General features: G+C 74.0%; 14 protein-coding genes, 1 tRNA gene and 2 pseudogenes. 13 read left to right on the top strand and 4 right to left on the bottom strand.

Going from position 1 to position 18,929, the window contains the following annotated elements:
• The 3 genes from AE652_RS08670 to AE652_RS08660 form a co-directional block, all read left to right on the top strand.
• A partial coding sequence (locus tag AE652_RS08670) for an SGNH/GDSL hydrolase family protein (RefSeq protein WP_234348303.1) occupies nucleotides 1-1,701 on the top strand: 1,701 nt, incomplete at its 5' end.
• A 171-nt stretch (nucleotides 1,702-1,872) separates the two neighbouring features.
• Complete coding sequence (locus AE652_RS08665) at nucleotides 1,873-2,136, top strand: hypothetical protein (RefSeq protein ID WP_049650616.1); 264 nt, start codon at nucleotides 1,873-1,875, stop codon at nucleotides 2,134-2,136.
• A 33-nt stretch (nucleotides 2,137-2,169) separates the two neighbouring features.
• Nucleotides 2,170-2,246: transfer RNA gene (locus tag AE652_RS08660), tRNA-Met, on the top strand.
• Between the two features lie 1,095 nt (nucleotides 2,247-3,341).
• Here the strand turns inward: AE652_RS08660 and AE652_RS08655 are convergent.
• Nucleotides 3,342-3,779, bottom strand: coding sequence for a hypothetical protein (locus AE652_RS08655; RefSeq protein ID WP_049650615.1), 438 nt, complete (start codon nucleotides 3,777-3,779; stop codon nucleotides 3,342-3,344).
• 792 nt (nucleotides 3,780-4,571) lie between these two features.
• Between AE652_RS08655 and AE652_RS08650 the strand changes: the two genes are divergently transcribed.
• The 10 genes from AE652_RS08650 (at nucleotide 4,572) to AE652_RS49185 (ending at nucleotide 16,927) form a co-directional block, all read left to right on the top strand.
• Nucleotides 4,572-5,201 (top strand): hypothetical protein, encoded by a 630-nt coding sequence (locus tag AE652_RS08650; protein WP_159028396.1) that lies wholly within the window; start codon nucleotides 4,572-4,574, stop codon nucleotides 5,199-5,201.
• A gap of 318 nt (nucleotides 5,202-5,519) precedes the next feature.
• Complete coding sequence (locus AE652_RS43840) at nucleotides 5,520-6,236, top strand: hypothetical protein (RefSeq protein ID WP_049650613.1); 717 nt, start codon at nucleotides 5,520-5,522, stop codon at nucleotides 6,234-6,236.
• Between the two features lie 84 nt (nucleotides 6,237-6,320).
• Complete coding sequence (locus tag AE652_RS43835; protein ID WP_049650612.1) at nucleotides 6,321-6,794, top strand: hypothetical protein; 474 nt, start codon at nucleotides 6,321-6,323, stop codon at nucleotides 6,792-6,794.
• Nucleotides 6,795-7,272: 478 nt separating this feature from the next.
• Nucleotides 7,273-9,993 (top strand): transcriptional regulator, encoded by a 2,721-nt coding sequence (locus AE652_RS08635; RefSeq protein ID WP_049650611.1) that lies wholly within the window; start codon nucleotides 7,273-7,275, stop codon nucleotides 9,991-9,993.
• 127 nt (nucleotides 9,994-10,120) lie between these two features.
• Nucleotides 10,121-10,834: a DUF4232 domain-containing protein gene (locus tag AE652_RS08630; protein WP_049650610.1), complete on the top strand. Its 714-nt coding sequence runs from the start codon at nucleotides 10,121-10,123 to the stop codon at nucleotides 10,832-10,834.
• A 186-nt stretch (nucleotides 10,835-11,020) separates the two neighbouring features.
• Nucleotides 11,021-11,758: a helix-turn-helix domain-containing protein gene (locus AE652_RS43035; RefSeq protein ID WP_053112011.1), complete on the top strand. Its 738-nt coding sequence runs from the start codon at nucleotides 11,021-11,023 to the stop codon at nucleotides 11,756-11,758.
• A 69-nt stretch (nucleotides 11,759-11,827) separates the two neighbouring features.
• On the top strand, nucleotides 11,828-13,273 hold the full coding sequence (locus tag AE652_RS08620; protein ID WP_053112010.1) for a CoA transferase: 1,446 nt from the start codon (nucleotides 11,828-11,830) through the stop codon (nucleotides 13,271-13,273).
• A 162-nt stretch (nucleotides 13,274-13,435) separates the two neighbouring features.
• Entirely contained in the window at nucleotides 13,436-14,629 is a 1,194-nt protein-coding gene (locus AE652_RS08615) for a CaiB/BaiF CoA-transferase family protein (RefSeq protein ID WP_049650609.1), read from the top strand.
• 85 nt (nucleotides 14,630-14,714) lie between these two features.
• On the top strand, nucleotides 14,715-15,860 hold the full coding sequence (locus AE652_RS08610) for an acyl-CoA dehydrogenase family protein (protein ID WP_049650608.1): 1,146 nt from the start codon (nucleotides 14,715-14,717) through the stop codon (nucleotides 15,858-15,860).
• Nucleotides 15,860-16,927 carry an acyl-CoA dehydrogenase family protein gene (locus AE652_RS49185; RefSeq protein WP_049650607.1) on the top strand — a complete coding sequence of 356 codons (1,068 nt, stop codon included), beginning with the start codon at nucleotides 15,860-15,862 and terminating at the stop codon, nucleotides 16,925-16,927. The genes AE652_RS08610 and AE652_RS49185 overlap by 1 nt, the downstream gene beginning before the upstream one ends.
• Here the strand turns inward: AE652_RS49185 and AE652_RS49465 are convergent.
• From AE652_RS49465 to AE652_RS49175, 3 genes and pseudogenes are all read right to left on the bottom strand, one after another.
• Nucleotides 16,911-17,105 (bottom strand): annotated as a pseudogene (locus tag AE652_RS49465) (glycosyltransferase); the annotation flags it as partial. The gene AE652_RS49185 and the pseudogene AE652_RS49465 sit on opposite strands and share 17 nt — an antisense overlap.
• Nucleotides 17,100-17,255: pseudogene (locus AE652_RS49460) on the bottom strand (alpha-(1-2)-phosphatidylinositol mannosyltransferase); the annotation flags it as partial. The pseudogenes AE652_RS49465 and AE652_RS49460, both read right to left, overlap by 6 nt.
• A 3-nt stretch (nucleotides 17,256-17,258) precedes the next feature.
• Nucleotides 17,259-18,557 (bottom strand): glycosyltransferase 87 family protein, encoded by a 1,299-nt coding sequence (locus AE652_RS49175; RefSeq protein ID WP_063780107.1) that lies wholly within the window; start codon nucleotides 18,555-18,557, stop codon nucleotides 17,259-17,261.
• Between the last annotated feature and the right edge of the window lie 372 nt (nucleotides 18,558-18,929).

The following is an 18,929-nucleotide window of genomic DNA, read 5'->3' as shown; positions in this document are numbered from 1 at the left end:
GCCGCCGGCTGCGGGCCGGTCCCCGCCGCGCTCCCGTCAGGCCCGGGCGCGCTCCCGTCGGGCCCGGGCGCGCCGCGCCCCGAGTCCTCGGCCTGGAAGGGGAGTTGGGGCACCGCCATGAGCCTGGCCGGACCGCCGGCAGCCTCGGGCGTGACGGGGCGGCAGACCCTGCGCATGGTCGTCCACACCAGCATCGGCGGCAGCTCCGCCCGGATCCGCCTGGTGAACACCTTCAGCCCGGACCCGGTGACCATCGGGCACGTCACCGTCGCGGCCCAGGACAGGACGTCTTCCCGGAACGGGAACCCGGCCACGGCGGCGGCCGCGCCGGTCACCCTGACGTTCGGCGGTTCGGGCCGGACCGTCATCCCACCCGGCGGCGAGGTCTACAGCGACCCCGTCGCCTTCCCGGTCACCGCGGACAAGAACCTGCTGGTCAGCCTCTGGCTGCCCGACAAGGTCACCACCGCGCCCTACCACCCGTACACGCTCACCACCTCCTACACCTCCGCCCCCGGCGACGGTGCCGACCGCACCCAGGACACGGGCGGCGCCAACCTCTCCACCCCGTACGCCTACTGGGCCTTCCTGGCCGGCCTGGACGTCACGGCCGCCGGCAGCGACGGGACGGTGGTCGCCCTCGGCGACTCGCAGGTGGACGGCGGGCACACCGACCAGGACTCCAACACCCGCTGGGCCGACGACTACGGGCGCGCCCTCAGCGCCCGACCGACGCCCGAGGGCATCGTCAACAAGGGCATCTCCGGCAACCGGATCCTCACCGACGGGACGGGAGGACGCGTCGGCTTCGGTCAGAGCGCGCTCAACCGCTTCGACCGGGACGTCCTCTCCCAGACCGGAGTGCGGAGCGTCGTGCTCTACGAGGGCATCAACGACATCACGATGGACGACGCCTCCAACTCCGCGCTCGAGTCGGGGATCCAGCAGCTGGCCTCACGCGCGCACGCGGCCGGGCTGCGCTTCACCGTCGCCACCATCCCCGCCTTCCAGGGCCACACCGACTACACCGCCGCCCGCGACCGGGTGCGCCGGTGCGTCAACGACTGGATCCGCACGACGACGGCCATCGACGGCTTCCACGACTTCGACCGGGCGACCCGCGACCCGCTCAACCCGAGCGCCGCGTTCGCCGGTTACGTCTCCTCCGACCACCTGCACTTCACCACCAACGGGAACGCGGCCCTCGCCGAGGTCCTCGCCCCGCGGCCCGCCCCGGCCAGCCCCTCCCACACCTTCTCCCAGACAACGGCCGGAGCCTTCCACGGCAAGGGCACCGGCGACCTCGTCGCCCGCGACGACTCGGACGGGCACCTGTACGAGTGGGCGGGGCGGGGAGACGGGTCCTTCGCGGCCAGGACCGACCTGACGGCCGGCTGGGGCGCGTTCTCCCAGACCATCGCCGGTGATTTTCGGGGGACTGGCCATGCGGATCTGATGGCGAGGGAGGACGCGACGGGCAGCCTGTACATGTGGCGGGGTAATGGGGACGGTACTTTCGCCGGTCGTGTGCTCGTCACCGACGGGTGGGGTCCGTTCTCCCAGACGGTCGCCGGTGACTTCCGGGGCACCGGCCGCGCCGACCTCATCGCCCGCGACGACACCTACGGCGTCCTCGACGAATGGACGAACACGGGCGGAGCCTCCTTCTCCCACGCCCTCCGGCTCACCGACGGCTGGTGACCGGCCGGTCGGCCCCGTCCAACTCCTCCGACTCGTCCTGCCCGGCCGATGCGCTTGCACGGGACCACCGTTCGCAGCGGCGGCCCACCGGGCGGGGCGGCTCGCCGACGGCGAGGAGGGCGGCCACCACCGCACCGACCCCGGCGCGGCGGTGGCCGCCCTACGCCCGACGTGGAACGGGTCGCCTCCCAGAGGAAGGCCCTGGCGGACCTCCCGAGCAAGGCGGGACGCGTCCTGTCCGGAGAGAACGCCGACCGCCTGGCCTCCGCCGTACAGCACCTGGTCGCCGTGCCGACCGCCGTCGGCATCGACTGGCAGCCGCCCGAGCCCCCGGCTGGCGAGAGCAAGAACCTGGCCACGGCGGCCCTCAAGCCGAACGAGATCAGCGCGGCCCTCACGCTGTTCGCCGGTGCCCGGGCCGAACCGAGTTGGTGATCACCGACTGGTGCCGTACAGTCGGGAGCACGACGCGGGGTGGAGCAGCTCGGTAGCTCGCTGGGCTCATAACCCAGAGGTCGCAGGTTCAAATCCTGTCCCCGCTACCACGAACGCCGAAGGGGCGGACACAGTCACGTGTCCGCCCCTTCGGCGTTCCTCGACCTCTACTGAGGGCGCCGGTTCCTCGGTTCGCCAGCACGCCGGTTGACCTGTTGATCGGGGGATTCCAGCCGGTCCCGGACGCGGCGCCGGAGATTGCCGATGGCGAGCCGCCGAGCCGCTCGGCCAGGTCGGTCGGCGAGTGATTGCCCCGGCCGAGCTCGTCGTTCCGGTAGGTGTCGCGGGTGATCGTTCCCAGGTCGACAATGGCCCACGTCGCCAGTACCCGGTAGCCCTCCCGCACCCGGAACTGGGCTTCGATCGCCCGGATTCCCGAGGGTAGGCCGGAGTACCTCCCCAGAGCGGCACGTCACCGCTGCTGCTGCTGCCAGCCGTCCACGTCGCGCTCGGTCTGCGCGAGGGAGACGACCCCGTTGCCGCTCCGGTGCGCGGACCCCACGAGGTCGCCGCCCAGCTACGCGCCCGTCGACCCGCAGGGCGGACCTGCCAGCCGGGCTCGTGTCGGCCCAGCACCTCGACCACACGGACCGCTGGGACGAGGAGAACGGCGTCCTCGCGCGCGCCGACGCCCAGTCACTTCCCAGCATCGGGGAGTCTGTTCCCGGCGGGACGACGGCCGGCGCCGCCTTCTGGCAGGCGCACATCGCCAAGGGCCAGGCGGACGACGCCCGGCCAGGAACCGAAGCCGCCCCGCGCCACGACGCCGTCCGGCAAGGAGTCGCAGTGCACGCGGACCCGGACATCGACGGCCAGCCGATCGGCAGCATCCGGCTGCGCCGCAGGGACTCCCACGAAGCCGGCCGCCCGAGCGCGGCCACGATGTCGTGGCGTGCGGCTGGCGGCGAACGGGGTACCGGCGGCGTCGGGCGCCGTGAGCGGGCGGTTGCGCTGGACGCTGCCGCCGCGACCGGGGAGGAAGCGGCGGCCGGCTCCCGTGCTCGGGCTGCGCGACATCGGCCAGTTCGCCGTGGCGGGTTGCGGGTACCGGTTGACCTGCTGCGGCGGGAAGAGTGCCCTCCCGCCGAGGGGCGGTGGCGGGGTGTGCCCCGGGCGGGCCGGGGCACACCTGCGGGAGTCCGGTGTCAGCAGGCCACCACGGTGGAGACGGTGGCGGTCGAGGCGGGCCAGCCGGGCTGGTTCACCGAGAAGGTGTTGCTGACGGTGGCGCCGCACGGGGCGCTGGAGAAGACGCTGCCGACCTGGTTCGAGCCGGCCTGGACGAGGACGGTCGGGTTGACGGGGGCGAGGGGGGCGCTGCCGACGACTGTGCCGGAGACGGCGAAGCCGACGGACTGGGGCTGCCAGGACGGGTCACCGGCCGTGGCCACCCCGTAGAAGCGGACCTGGTTGCCGGTCACCTCGACGCAGGCCCGGGTCAGCAGCGGACCGGGCGCGCCAGGGGTGCCGCAGGTCACGACCGCGCCGACCGGCCCGGCCGGCGCGGCGGCGGCCCCCTGGGCGGTGGCCAGGGTGGTCAGGGTCGCGGCGGCGGCGGCGACGGCGAGGACGGTGGTCTTCATGGGTGTCTCTCCTCGGGGGTAGGGATAGGAGGATGTGCGGAATGTGAAATGTCACATTCCTCTGATGCCAGCATGGCAGTACCCCGCACCCCGGGGTGCGGCATCCGGGAAGAAGGCGACCTTTCGCGGATATCGGCCACCGAATGACCGGAATGGCCTGTCGGTGATCGCGCAAACCCCTGGCCCGACCCTCCCGGGCGGCCGAACCCCCTACCGGGAAAGCAGGGTTCGGCGCTGACGAGTGCGGGGCACGTAGTCCTCTCGCACGCGCACTGCACTGCGGTCGGGGCGGGCGCCGGCGACGGCGGTAGCCGACGTCGCGGCGGTCGCCACAAGTGTTCAACTCCCTTGCGTGGAAGGGGACTTGTCGACCGAGCCAGGAATCGCCTTGCGAGGTCGCCGCGTACAAGTCCGCCGACCGCCCGGTGCTCGGCCGGCTCGCGGCCAGCGCCGACCCCACCTCGTATGACGGCTGACTGCGCGGATACATGGCCGCGGTGGGCGTCGCCTGCGGTAACGGCGGGGGAGTGGTGGTGGTGTGAGAGTCCCGCTGGATCGGCGCCGCCCCCACGGCCTGCCCGTCGTCCGGGAGCCGCCTGTCCAGACCGATGCCTGGGCATCGCGCTGCACCCGGTCCGGGCGACGGTGGCATGAGGGGTCAGGGGTCGGACGGTGCCGGCCGTGTTCCCCCGGGATTTGTGAAGGCCGGGGCGCCGTCGGGGGCGGCGTGGCAGGATCGGCGGCACAGTCACGTTGAGGGAGGGTTTTGTGGCTCTGAGTCACGATGAGTGGGTGCTGCTGGAGGCCGTCGCTGCCGAGAGTTCGGGCTGGCTGACCGGGGAGCTGCCTCTACAACGCCGGATCGCGGAGCACGGGACCGTGCGCCGGCTCGTCGGAGCGAAGGTGTGCGAGTTCGCGAGTCCCGAACTGCTCGACGGTCTCGCCGTCGGCGAAGCCCGCCCCGCGTGGGCAGTTCGCGTAACCGGCCTGGGGCAGGACCTGCTGCGCTACCGGGCCCTGCGGGACCGTCCAGCCGAGCAGCCCGTCGTACCGGTGGACGACTGCGTGCCGGACACCACGATCAGCGTGCGTGCCTTCGACATGCCCCTTCTCCACGCCGTCCGCGAGGACGCGAAGGCCGGCCTCCTTCCCGGGGTCGACGCCGACCTGCTGGGCGCGGCGATCGCCAGGGCGCGGACCGTAGAGGGCTCCAGCCGGCGCAGCGTGGACGTCACCGAGGCAGAGCTCGCCGTGATCCTGAAGGTGTTCTATCTGGAGTCCCTGCGGGGTGGCGGTGCTGCCGGCTACCGGCACGTCCTGCGCTCGTCGCCTCTGGCAAACGCCTTGAGGCCCGATCCGTACCGCCCGGAGGTGACCGTTGTGCGGCCTCGCGCCGCTGATTCCGCCGTGCTGGCCCGCTAGAGCCGGGCGGGCTTCTCCGTGATGCCGATGTCGGTGGCGACCCGGGCGAGGACGACTTCGGCCTGGTGGTCGCCGACGTAGGCCGGGACGGTGGTCGCCGCGTTCCGGACGGGTGTGCCCAGGTCCTCTCCCAGGCCCTTCGCGGTACCCGCGGATGCCCGCAGGTCCGCTGGTCGGACCGGCGGGCACGGGTGGAATTCAAACAGAATGCCGGACCCTGTTGACCGTGGGGCTGATGTTATTCGAGGCTTTTATTCGCCGATTCTAAACATTCGCACCGGTGTTTAAATTGCCGCTTCCTGTTTCTATTCTCCGGATATGGCGAACGGAGTTTTCCACACCGCGTACGGCATCGAGATCAACCTGACCATGCCCGACCTCGGCCATCCGGGTCGGCCCGGCCTGCTGGAGGAGGTCACCACCCCGATCGACCGGCGCGAGCGCGAGCTCCTGGAGTGCCTGGAGCACCACGGTGACGGCGCCTGCCAGGCCGAGGAGGACGGCCGGTCCCCGTGGATGACGATCCGCCGCCGGACGGTCGGCGGCCGCACCGTCTGGGTGGCCGCCCACCTGCCGGTGCGCCACACCCCCACCCCGGAGGAGAGCGCGAAGCACCAGGCGATGAAGGAGCGGATCGCCCGGGCCGCCGAACGCCACGGCCACCGGGCCGAGATCGAAGCCCGCGCGACCGACGGCCGGATCCGCACCGACGTCCTCGTCACCGGCGACGACGGCCGGCGGATCGGATGGGAGGCCCAGTACTCGCCGATCACCGCCGACACCGTCCGCCGCCGCTCCCGCGCCGCCGCCGAGCACGGGATCGTCCCGCTGTGGGTGACCGACACCGACCGCTCCGCCGTCGTCGAGCGGGCACCCTGGGCCCGGGTCGACGACTTCAGCTGGAAGGAGATCGCCTCCCCGCTCGCCATGGTGGTGCGCGCCGGGGTGCGGCACCTGCAGCAGTGGAAGTGCCTGCCGAGCAGTGTGCGGCCCTGCCCGGTCAACGGCAGCTCCTGCGGGCGCTTCCACGCCTAGTGGTTCCTGCCCGCGCTGTGCCTGCCCGCGAAGGCGCCCACCGAGGTCGACCAGCTCGTCGTCGCCAGCGCGGACGGCGAGTTCGTGCCGATGCGTATCCCCGACCAGCGCGACCCGCGCTCCGTCTCCCGGATGTGGGTGCCCGCGGTCGATCGGGACCGCTGGCACGACATGTTCGGCCCCGACGAGGACGAGGACTCCCCGGCCGAACCCGGGGCCGGGGGCGCCGACATCACCTACACCCGCCAGGGACTCGACGCGACCTGCCGCTACGGCGAGGAGACCTTCACCTTCAACGACCCCCGGCCCCGGCGCGGGAACTCCGCGGGCACCGGCCTGCACACCTTCGACGAGGTCCCCGAACGGCTGTTCACGGTGCCCCGGCAGGACCGCCGGCTCGACGCCACCGAGACCCAGCGCCGCGAAGCCGCCCTCGCCCACGGCTGCGAGCCCTGGCAGATCGGCCCGTGCGCCGGCTGCGGGACACCGATCCGCCGCTACGGCGACACCGGCGTCCACGCCTGCGAGGCGTGCCGGGCGAGGACTGCCCGACGGTGAGCACCAGGACCAGCACGGTCGGCTTCCACAGGACCGCCCGGGGACTCGGGGGCACGCGGTGGGCGGGGCGAGGCCGTTCCTCCGCCACCCGCCGCCCGGTACCACCTACCGTGCGGCCGGCCCCCTCGTACGGGCCGTAGTCGCCGCCGGTGCGGGCGACGCTCTTCCGGCCCCCGCGCCCGCCGAGCAGCGCGGCCCGGGTGGCGAACTCCGGCAGCAGCAGGCGCAGCGCCCGGCGTCCGTACAGCGCGGTCAGCAGTCCTGCCCCGTCGGGCTCCGGCGGTGTGCCACCTGGCGCTGCCGCCCCGTTCAGGGGGTGTCGGCGGCGCAGCTCGCGCAGCAGTCGGTGTCCGGCGAGGGTGTGGGCCGGGGCACAGAGCGGTCGAGTGGGAGTACGTGGTCGGTGACGGAGCGGCGCGGTATCCGTGAAGTTCGACCTCCCGATCCCCAGTAGCCATCGGACGATAGGGTTCCGTCCATGGAGTTCCAGGTCCTCGGCCCCGTGTCGGTCAGCGGGAGCGACGGGCCGTTGCCGCTCGGGCCCGCCAAGCGGCGTAGCCTGCTCGCGATGCTGTTGCTGCGGGCCAATGTCGCGGTCTCGGTCGACACGCTCACCGAGGCGCTGTGGGACGACGAACCTCCCCTGCACGCGCGCACTGTGATCCAGGGCCATGTCTCGCGCCTGCGGGCACTGTTGGCGGGTGTCGACGCATCGGCGTACGGCGTCGAGCTGAGCACGCGCGGCTCCGCGTACCACCTGGAACTGCCGGAGACGCTGCTCGATGCCCACCGCTTCGACGGCCTGGTGGCGCTCGCCCGCCGTGCCACCGACCCCGGTGACCGGGCCGCGCTGCTCACCGAGGCGCTCGCCCTGTGGCAGGGCCCCGCGCTGGCCGGTGCCTACCCGTCGCCGTTGCTGCGCTCCGCCGCGCACACCTTGGACGAGGCGCGGCTCGCCGCGGTCGAGCTGCTCGCCGACACGTACGTCGCGGGCGGCGAACACGAGCGCGCTGTCCAGCTGTTGCGGCCGGAGACCGGGGCCCATCCGCTGCGCGAGCCGCTGGCCGCCCGACTGGTCGAGGCGCTGCACCATGCGGGGCGTTCCTCGGAGGCCCTGGACGCCTACCACCACGCCCGCCAGGTCCTGGCCGACCAGCTCGGCGCCCGCCCGGGCGCCGAGCTGACCGCCGCCTTCACCGTCGCTCTCGGCCCCGAAAGCGCCCCCGCGGTCCGGGCCGAGGCGCCCCAACCCGTCCTGGAGTCAGTGCAGTTCCGGCCCAACCTGCTGCCTCGTACCCCGCGCGGATTCCACGGCCGCACCGTCGAGAGCGCCGCGCTGACCGCGGCCGCGGCCGGACCTGACGGGCCGGTCGTCGTGGTCACCGGGCCCGCCGGAGTCGGCAAGACCGCGCTGGCCGTGCGCTGGGCGGCCGACCGGCACTCCGACTTCCCCGACGGGACGCTCTACGCCGATCTGCGCGGGTTCAGCGACACCTCGGACCCCGAACCGGCCGAGCTGCTGCGGGAGTTCCTCGTCGCTCTCGGCGTTCCACCGCGCCGGATGCCCGAGTCGGCGGACGCCGCCGGTGCCCTGTTCCGCTCGCTCACCGCCGAACTGCGCCTGCTCGTCGTCCTCGACAACGCCCGTACCTCCGCCCAGGTGCGTCCGCTGCTGCCCACGGGACCCGGCTGCGTCACCGTCGTCACCAGCCGTGCCCGGCTCGCCGGTCTCGTCGCCTCCGACGCCGCCCGCGTCCTCGCCCTCGACGTCCTCGCCACCGACGACAGCGTGGCCCTGCTCACCCGTCTCCTCGGCGAGCACCGCACCGCCGCCGATCCCCAAGCGGCCCGGCGTACAGCCGAGTTGTGCGGCGGGCTGCCGCTCGCGCTGCGGGTCGCCGCCGCTCGGCTCGTGGAACTCCCCGCCCTCGGCCTCGCCTCCTTCGCCGACCGGCTCGCCGACGAGCGCCAGCGGCTCGAGCTGCTCGCCGCCGAAGACATCGGCGTCGCCTCCGCGCTGCGGCTCACCACCGCCCACCTCCCCGCCGACGCGGCGCAGCTGTTCACCGCGCTCGGCCATCACCCGGGCACGCACGTCGACCGGTTCAGCGCCGCCGCGCTCGCCGGCGCGACCCCGCCGGACGCGGCCCGCGCCCTCGACCGCCTGGTCGCCGCGCACCTGCTCACCGAGACCGCCCCCGGCCGCTACGTCCTGCACGACCTGGTCCGGCTCTACGCGCGTGGCCAGAGCCGCGACCCGGCCGCCCGTGCCGCGGCCCGGCTGCGCCTTTACGACCACTGCGTGGCGACCGCGCTGTCCGCGTCCGAGGTCGCGGAACCCGGCGGGGAGCCCGCCTTCGTGCAGCCCGATGACTTTCAACAGCCGCCCGCAGTACGGGACTTCACCAGCCGGGAGGAGGCGCTCGACTGGTTCGCCGCCGAACGCGACGACCTCGCCCTGATCGCGGCCGCGGCCCGCGCCGAGGACCGGCCCGAGCGGGCCTGGCGGATCGCGGTGACCCAGTGGCCGCTCGTGGTCTGGCGGGTCCTCGCCGACTGGGCGCCCACCCTGGAGGCCGCCCTCGCCGACGCCCGCGCCTGCGCCGACCCCTATGCGGAGGCCCGCGTCCTGACCCTGCTCGGCTGGGTGCTCGCCGAGGAGGGCCGCACCGCCGAGGCCGTCCGGCACCTGCGCGTCGCACCCGAACTCGCGGCCTGCGCAGGCGACGTACTCGGCGAGGCCACCGCCCTGGTCAACCTCGCCGCGGCCCTCCCCGACGACGAACCCGGCGCCGCCGAAACGGCCTGCACCCGAGCCCTCGCCCTCGCCACCGAGGCCGACGACGCGCACACCCGGATGCTCGCGCTCCAGCACCTGGCCCGCATCCACCTCGGCGCGGGCCGCCACCGGCAGGCGTACGAGGCAGCCGAGGTGGCGCTCGGCCTCGGCCCGGAGCACGAGGCGGTCGCCCGGCGCGTGCTCCTGCGCACCTGGCAGGGCGAGGCGCTGGCCGGGCTCGGCGACACCGTGGCCGGGCAGCGCTGCCTAACGCAGGCCGCGCTCGAGGCCGAGCGGACCGGCTACGACGCGGGCGCCGTCACCGCGCTCGATGCCCTGCTGCACATCGCCGACCAGGACGCACTGCCCGAACTGCGGCGCCGGCACGCGGCGGCACACGCCAGGATCCTGGCGCGTTAGCCAGGCGTTAGGACCGCCGCCGCGCTCGTTAGTGATCTGCCAGCGCGCCGCAACACCCTCGTTCCTGCAAGGGGAAGCGACCTCGTACAGGATCGCGACCCACGAACGAGAACCGGGGGAACCAGCCATGCGCACCACCACCCGTCCCACCCTGCTCGCCGTCGGCGCCGTCGCCGCGCTCGCCCTGTCCCTGACCGCCTGCAACGACGTCAGCGGCACGCAGGACAGCGGCGCCGCCGGCGCCGGCGCGTCAGCCGCCGCCCCGTCGGGTTCCACCTCGGCGACGGCGCCGGCTGCGGCCTCGGCATCGGCTGCGGCCTCGGCGCCGTCCGGGGGCAAGACGAGCACGAGCGGTGGAGGCAGTTCGTCCTCCGGCGCCGGTAAGGGCGGCGCCACCGCGGCCTGCACGACCAAGAACACCTCGGTGGCGTTCCTCCAGTCCTCGGGCCACGCCAGTGACGCGCAGCCCGCCGCCGCGACCCTCAAGATCACCAACAGCTCGGGTGCCCCCTGCACCATCGTCGGCCCGACGACCGTGGTCGCCGCCGACGACCAGGGCAAGGCGAGCCCGGTCTCGGGGGACAACTCCACGGCCGGCTCGGCAGCGGTCGACATCCCGGCGGGCGCCGCGGTGGTGGCGGACGTGCTGTACAACGACGTGAACGGCGAGGGCACCGCGTCGGCCCGTTACACCTGCCCGGTGCAGGCGTCCCACGTCAAGGTCGCGCTGCCCAAGGATGCGGGCACCACGGTGAACGTGATGAAGGCGAACGGCTCGCCGGGCGGCGTCTTCAGCGTCTGCGGCACCGAATTCAAGGTCGGGGCCTTCGCGGCACGGTAGGGGCTGGCGCGGCCCCGTCCGTTCGCACGATCCTCGGCATGACGGCGTGGATCAGGCGCCGGTGTAGGCAGGTGCAGGTGCAGGTGCCAGGCCGGGGCCGGCCTGCTCGTCGGGTGGCGGGGGAGAACCGGCGGGCCGTGCCGGTGTGATCGGCCGGCGACGTACGACAGGGACAGGGCGGGCGGGATGAGCGAGCACGGCCGACGGCGGCCGCACCGCACGGTGGACCGGGTCGTGTGGATCCTGGAGGCCGCCGCGCGGGCGCCGGGCGGGGTGACCGTGGCCGAGTTGGCGCGGGCGGCCGGGGCACCGGCGAGTTCGGTGCAGGACCTGGTCAACGGACTCGTCGCGACGGGGTTCCTGCTGGAACAGCGCCGGCGCTTCCGGCTCGGGCCCGCCCCGCACGTCCTCAACCTCATCGCCGGCCGGGTCGTCCCGCGGATCGGCCAGGACGAGCTCAACGAACTGAGCCGCGTCGCGGGTACCCCGGTGCTGCTCACGGTGCGGGTCGGGCTCGACGCCGTGCACCTGGCGCGCGGCGGCGAGGACGAGATCCCCCGCCTCCTGCCGCTGGCCGACGAGCACATGGCCCGGCCGCTCCTGCGCACCGCCGCGGGCCGTCTGCTGCTGGCTCTCACCGACGAGGCGGAGCGCCGCGGGCTGCTCGACGAGCTCGCCCGCCACGACCCCGAGGCGGTCGCCGAGTTCCGTCGCGCTCTTCCGGGGATCCGGGCGTCGCGGATCAGCCGCAGCGAGGGTCTGGCCGATCCCGAGGTCAGCGCGCTCGCGATCCCCGTCACCGACGGCCCCGTCGTCACGGGTGCCCTCGTTCTGACGCACCGGCGTCGTGGCCGCTCGGAGCGGCTGAGTCTGGACCGGGCGGCGGCCCGGCTCCTCGCGCACATCCAGGAGGGGCGGACGTGACGTCCGCACCGGTTCACGGATATCCGTGAACGCGGGCGCTCGTGCCGTGTCGGGAACGAACATCCCGGCATGACTTCGAACCCGCTGACCACGGCCGGGCCGACGCCTCCGCCGTCCACCGCCGAGATCGTCCTCCGGCTGCTGCACACGCTCGGCGACCCCGATCCGGCCCGGGGGGCCGAGGACGTCACCATCGTCGGGGCGGATCCCCTGGTGCCCTCGGTGCACCGCCTCGCCGACGCCATGTCCGCCGCGATCGGTGTCTTCGGGCGGCAGACGGCGGCGGTCGGCGAACAGCGCGGCCACCCGCACCAGAGGGTCGAGGTGCAGGCCGGGGCCGCGATCGACCAGCTCATGGCGACGTACCACACGACGCTCTCGGGACGCCCGCTCCTCTCCCTCCTCGACGACCCGACCCTGCTCGGCAACAGCGACTTCTACCGGGCGCGCGACGGCCGGTGGATCTTCATCATCACCACCTATCCGCATCTGCGGGACGCGGTCCACTCCGTGCTGAGGTGCGGGCTCGACAACGTGGGGATCGCGCAGGCCGTGGCCGGCTGGGACGCCTTCACGCTGGAGGAGGCCGTCTGCGCGCGGGGCGGCGTCGCCTGCGCGGTGCGCAGCCGGGAGGAGTGGCTCGCGCACCCCGCGGGGCGGTACGTCGCGCAGCGCCCGGTCGTCGAGATCGAATGTGTCGGCGACGGACCGGTCCGGCCGCTGGAGCCGATCGGTGCGGCGGACGAGGCGCTCGCGGGCGTACGGGTGCTCGATCTCACCCACGTCATCGCGGGTCCCGTCGCGGCGCGGCTGCTCGCCCAGTTCGGTGCCGACGTGCTGCACCTGTCGCGTCCCGACCGCCCCGACCCGATCCCGATGATCGCGATGACCGGCGGCGGCAAGCGCAACGCCTACTGCGACCTGCGCGACGACCACGACCGTGCGGCCTTCCACGACGCGCTCCAGGACGCGGACGTCTTCGTCCACGCCTACCGGGGACTCGCCCGGCACGGGGCGTCGACCGAGGAACTCGTCCGGCGCCGCCCCGGACTCATCACCCTCGAATACCACGCCTGGGGCGCCGACGGTCCGTGGGGCGAGCGCGGCGGGTTCGACCAACTCGCCTGCTCGGCCACCGGATTCGCCGTCGAGGAGTGGACCGACCGGCCGTCGCTGCCGCCGACGTACCTGCTCAACGACTACCTCGCCGCCTACCTCGGGGCTGCCGCCGTCGCAACGGCCCTGCGCCGACGTGCGGCGGAGGGCGGCTCGTGGCGGATCCGCGTGACCCTGGCCGGGGTGTGCCACTGGGTGCGGGAACTCGGTCTGCTCGCGCGGGAGGACGTACTCGGCCTGCCCCGGCCCGGGCGCGCGCCGCTCGCCGCGCTGTCGACCACGGAGACGGACTTCGGCCCGCTCACCGAACCGGCGACACCGTTCGCGTACAGCGGGCGCACGGTCCCCCAGCCCGGCCGGCGGACCCCGCTCGGGTCCGCTGCGCTCCAGTGGCGCTGAGCCACTTCTACGCGACCAGCCCTGGCAACCAACACCGCTGCCCCGTGCCGACCGATGCGGCGAGTCCTTTCGCATCCGCCTCGTCGGCAGCACGTGTCCGCGGCCGCCCGTACCGCACCACCGTTCACCCACCCCACCCGATACCCCAGGAGGCACAGCACGATGTCCGAGCAGCCGAGCGGCCCGTCCGGCCGGGGACTCCTCGCCGGAGTCCGCGTCATCGAACTGGCCAGCGTGATCATGGCTCCGTACGCCGCCCAGCAACTGGGAGACCTGGGCGCCGACGTGATCAAGGTCGAGCCGCCCACCGGTGACATGACGCGCCACTACCCGCCCCAGCGCCACCCCGGCATGGGCGGCGCGGCACTCAACCTGAACCGCAACAAGCGCAGCGCCGCCATCGACCTCAAGGCCCCGCACGGCCGCGACGCCCTGCTCGCCCTGCTGCGCACCGCCGACGTCCTCATCACCAACCTGCGCCCGCAGGCCCTGGCGAAGCTCCGCCTCGGCTACCACGACGTCGCGGCCGTCAACCCCGGCCTGATCTACGCCAACGCCCAGGGCTTCCGCAGCGACAGCCGCTACGGCACCCACGCCGCGTACGACGACATCATCCAGGCGGCCAGCGGCCTGGTCTGGCTCAACCACCAGGTCTCCGGCCAACCCCACTACGTTCCCACCGTGCTGGCCGACAAGATCTGCGGCATGCAGATCGCCCAGTCGGTCCTGGCCGCGCTGCACCACCGGGAGCACGGCGGCACCGGACAGCACATCGAGGTCCCGATGGTCGACACCATGCTCGCCTTCAACCTGGTCGAGCACCTGGGCGCGGCCGCCCTGGAGACCGACGGGGCGTTCGGCTCGCCGCGCTCGCTCAGCCCCCGGCGCCGCGCCCTGCGCACCGCCGACGGCTGGATGTGCATCCTGCCGCAGAGCGACCGCAACTGGCGGGACTTCACCGCCTTCGTGGGCCGCCCCGAACTGGCCGCCGACCCGCGCTTCGCCACCGGCCCCGACCGGGCCCGCAACGCCGACGCGTTCTATCCCTTGCTCGCCGGACTGACAGGACACCACACCAGTGCCCAGTGGCAGGAGTTCTGCGACCGGGCGGGCATCGCGGCCGCCCCCGTGCTCGACCTGGCCTCCGCCGCCACCACCGCCTACGCCCGCGAGGGCGGCCTGCTGCGCGAGGCCGACCACCCCACCGAGGGCCGCTACCGGGTCATCGGCCTCCCGGTCCGCTACTCGGCCTACCCGGAGCCGGAGCTGCGGCCCTGCCCGGCCATCGGCCAGCACACCGAGGAGGTCCTCCGCGAAGCCGGCTTCGACCCTTCCCTGCTGCACCCCGCAGGCTGACCGAACTCCCGTACCGAGAAGAAGCCAACCGCTCGTTCACCAGCCCAGGAGCGAATGAACCATGTCGCCTTCAACGCCGTCACCGATGGCATTCCCCGACGTCGTCCTGCCCGAATCGGCCCGCCGGCTCCGTACCGAGGTCCGCGCCTTTCTCGACGAGGAGCGCGCCTGCGGCACCGTACTCGGCCGCCCCGACTCCTGGCTGGCCGGCTGGGACCCCGACTTCAGCCGCCGCCTCGCGGAGCGCGGCTGGGTCGGCATGGCCCTGCCCGTCGAGTACGGCGGCGCCGGCCGCGGCTTCCTGGAGCGCTACGTGGTGATCGAGGAACTGCTCGCCGCCGGCGCCCCGGTCAGCGCCCACTGGGTCTCCGACCGGCAGGCCGGCCCGTCCGTCCTCCAGCACGGCACCGAGGAGCAGCGCCGCCTCTTCCTGCCCCGGATCGCCGCCGGGCAGTGCTTCTTCTCCATCGGCATGAGTGAGAAGAGCAGCGGCTCCGATCTCGCCTCGGTCGCCACCCGTGCCGAACGGACCGCCGACGGCTGGCGGTTGACCGGTACCAAGATGTGGACCGGCGGCGCTCACGTCAACGACTACGCCATCGTCCTCGCCCGCACCGATGAGGCCGAGGACAGGCACGCCGGCCTCAGCCAGTTCATCGTCGACCTGCGCGCCCCGGGCGTGCGGGTCGAGCCGATCCGGCTGATGAGCGGCGAGCACCGCTTCAACGCCCTCCACCTCGAAGGCGTCGACGTCCCCGACGGCATGCTGCTCGGGCAGCGGGGCGACGGCTGGAAGCAGGTCACCGGCGAACTCGCCTTCGAACGCAGCGGCCCCGAACGCTACCTGTCCACCTTCCCCCTGCTGGTCTCCCTGCTCCGCGAACTGGAGCGGCGCCCCGCGACAGCCGAACAGCTCACCCAGGTCGGCGTTCTGGCGGCGCGTCTGCACGGCATCCGCCGACTGTCCCTCGGCGTGGCCGCCGCCCTGGACACCGAAGCCTCGCCCGACACCCAGGCCGTCCTGGTCAAAGACCTCGGCACCCGCCTGGAGGGCACCCTGGTCGACACCGTCCGCAGCGTCCTGCCGACCACCGCCGACCCGCACGCCACCCCCGGCAGCCACCCGGAACTGCTCGCCTTCGCCCTGCTGCACAGCCCCGGCTACACGCTGCGCGGCGGCACCAACGAGATCCTTCGCGGCATCATCACTCGCGGTCTGGAGCAGCACTGATGAACACCCACACGATCGACACCAGCACCCCCGTCATCTCCGCCGACGCCTACGACACCACCGCCTTCCACGCCGACGCGGACTCCATCGCCGCCGTCACCAACACGACCGCCCCGGACGCCGTGGCCCTCCCCGCCCCGGACGCCCCGACCGCCGAACTCCTCGCCGCCGCCCAGGAGGCAGGACGCCGCGCCGTCCCCGCCCCTCTCGCCGAGACCGCCCTGGTCGCCCGCCCGCTGCTGCGCCGGGTCGGTCTCCCCGTCCCCGACGGCCCGCTCAGCTACGCCATCGCGCCCGAGCTGACGATCCGCTACGCCCGTCCGGCCGCCTCCCCCGTCGGCTCGGCCGGCTGCCTGGGCGACGACGACACCCTGCTGGTCACCGGCACCCTGCGTCGCGTCCCCTGGGCCCGCACCGCCACCGCCGTCACCGTCCTGGCCGCCGCCCCCTCCGGACCCGTCCTGTTCACCCTCGCCCCCGACCGGGCCGTCCTCACCCCCGGCGGCAACCTCGCCGAGGAACCCCGCGACGACCTGCACCTCCCCGCTCTCGAGATCCCCGCCTCGCAGGTCCGCCGGATCTCCCCGGAACTGCTCGACGAGGCCCGGCTCCGCGCAGCCCTGGCCCGGGCCGCCCTGATCGCCGGAGCCGCCGAACGCTGCGTGGAACTGACGGTCGCCCACACCACCGCCCGCACCCAGTTCGGCCGTCCGCTCAGCCGCTTCCAGGCGGTCAAGCAGGAGGAGGCGCGGCTCATCGAGGAGGCCGCCCTGGTACGCGCCGCCGTCCAAGCCGCGGCCACCCCCCTGGACACCGGCGGGGTGGCCGCCCACTTCGCCGTCGCCGCCGCCAAGACCCAGGCATCCGCCTCGGCCGCCGAGATCGCCCGCATCGCCCACCAACTCCACGGCGCCATAGGCATCACCCGGCTCAACCCGCTCCACCTCGCCACCACCCGCCTGTGGTCCTGGCGTGACGAGGACGGCGACGAAACCACCTGGGCGCCCGCCCTGGCCCGGTCCGTCACCGCCGCCACCCTCTGGCCCACCCTCACCGCCACGCCCTGACCCTTCGCCCCGCGCCTGTCGTCATTCGCGGTGCTCGACAGGGTGGAGTGTCGCCCACGACTCGTCCCGTCCCCCCGTCGAGCACGGCGTCCGGGGCGCCGCCGGAGTTGCCGACCAGCACCGGCAGGCCGGCCGCCGCCGCTTCCAGGAACACGATGCCGAGCCCCTCCACGGGGAGGGCGCTGTCGAAGGCGGCGGCGCCCGGGGTGGAGGACGTGTAGACGACGACGCCGTCCGGGGCGAAGCGTTCCGTCATCGCGTGGACGAAGGTCTCGATCCCTCCCTGTCGGGGCGGGAAGTCGTTGGTGACCACGAGTGTGCGCGGCATGGTTCAGGCCCGGCGGCCCAGTCGCCGGAGCAGGGCGTGGGTCCAGCGCAGTCGGCGTCGGGGGGCGTGACGGCCGGTGGGGTGTTGCCGGGGGACGGCGACGGTGCGCATGCGGTCTCCTGGATCGAGGGAATCCGGGCGGAGCCGGACCCAGCCGACCAGGACGAACGGCACCACGAGGTAGCCGAAGCGGGTGGCCGGGGCCAGGCAGATGGCGAGGGCCAGCCCGAGGGCCAGCCGGTCGGAGGCGGCGACGACGGTCCGGGGCGGGTGGGTCAGGAGCGAGGTGCCCACCGCGGCCGCGGCCAGCGCCAGGAGGGCGAGGGCGAGCGCGCGGCCCCCGGGCACGTGGGCTGCCAGGAGATGACCGGGCAGCGGGCTGTCCGCGGGGGAGGCGGTGACGCCGGCGCCGGTGGGGAACAGAACCGTGTGCTCCAGGAGGGCACCCGGGGTCGCCAGTACGGACGGGATCACCACCGTCCCGGCGGCGGCGACGGTGACGGCGAGGGCCCGCAGCGCCGCGCTCCGTCCCCGGACCGTCGCGAGCAGGACGAGCGCGACCGGGACGAGCGGCCAGGCCGTCCACTTCAAGGAGGCCGCCGCGCCCAGCGCCAGTCCGGTGCCGCCCGGCCGCCCGGTCCCGGCCAGCGCCAGCGCCAGGCACATCAGCGCGCTCACCGGCAGGTCCACCCCTCCGACGGCCAGTGGGAGGGCGACGGCGGGGAAAGCGGCGAGCGCCGCCAGCCCCACGCTTCCTCGACGCCCCGCGGTGATGCGGGCCGAGACGGCGGTCACCGCGAGGAAGGACAGCGTGAACCACCAGCGCGCGTCGCCGGCGACCACGTCGCCCAGCAGCGCGTGTGGCAGGCCGAAGACCGCCATGCCGGGAAGGTAGGGGTTGTAGTCCGCGAGGGCGGCGGGCCGGTCGAGGTACGGAACGCCCGTCGACAGCAGTCGCTCACCCGAGCGCTGGACGACGTCGAGCTCCAGTTGCCCCTGGCCGCGCAGGACCAGCAGGACCAGCGGGACCAGAACCGACCCGGCCGCGGCCACCCGGACCGCCCGGCGCCGCCACACCCCCTGCCCGAGTCCGCTGAGCAGCGCGGCCGCCAGGTACCCCCCGGCCGCGGTCGCGCCCCACACCCGGTGAGGGCCGAGGGTCGATGCCAGGCCCAGTCCTCCGGCGAAGAGCGCGCACAGCGTCCAGGCGACGACGGGCGGCAGCCGGTGTGCCCACCAGGCACCGGGCTCGGACGCGGTGGTGGAAACGGTGCGGTGCGTCAGCAGACGTGGTGCGCTCAACCGGCCCAGCCTCCTTGGTCGGGATGTGCACACCAGTCTCGGGATCCGGGAGGCCGGGATCGTCAAACCGGGATGCGATCCCGGACGTCAACCCGTGGTATGACGCCAACCCCCGTTGTCAACCCGTCAGTTGACGACGAGCACCGTCCTCTCCCGCAGAATCGGGGCATCAGTCCCGTGTGGCGCTCCGCGTTCGCCCACCTGCAGGCCTGGAGCCGTTCGGCCGCGTTCCCGTATGCCACCGGGGCAGTACCCGCGGTCGTCGAGATCATGTCCGCCGGCATCGGCTCCATGGCCCTGTGGCCCGGCTCGGGGTGCGGTGGACCCGGGCGCCGCACCCCCGATCGCGGAACGCGCAGGTCAGCGCACGCG

The sequence above is a fragment of the Kitasatospora sp. MY 5-36 genome, assembly GCF_001182915.1.
In the GTDB taxonomy this organism is placed as follows: domain Bacteria; phylum Actinomycetota; class Actinomycetes; order Streptomycetales; family Streptomycetaceae; genus Kitasatospora.
The sequence above is the reverse complement of the archived record's forward strand: the minus strand, read 5'-3'. Positions and strand labels throughout refer to the sequence as shown.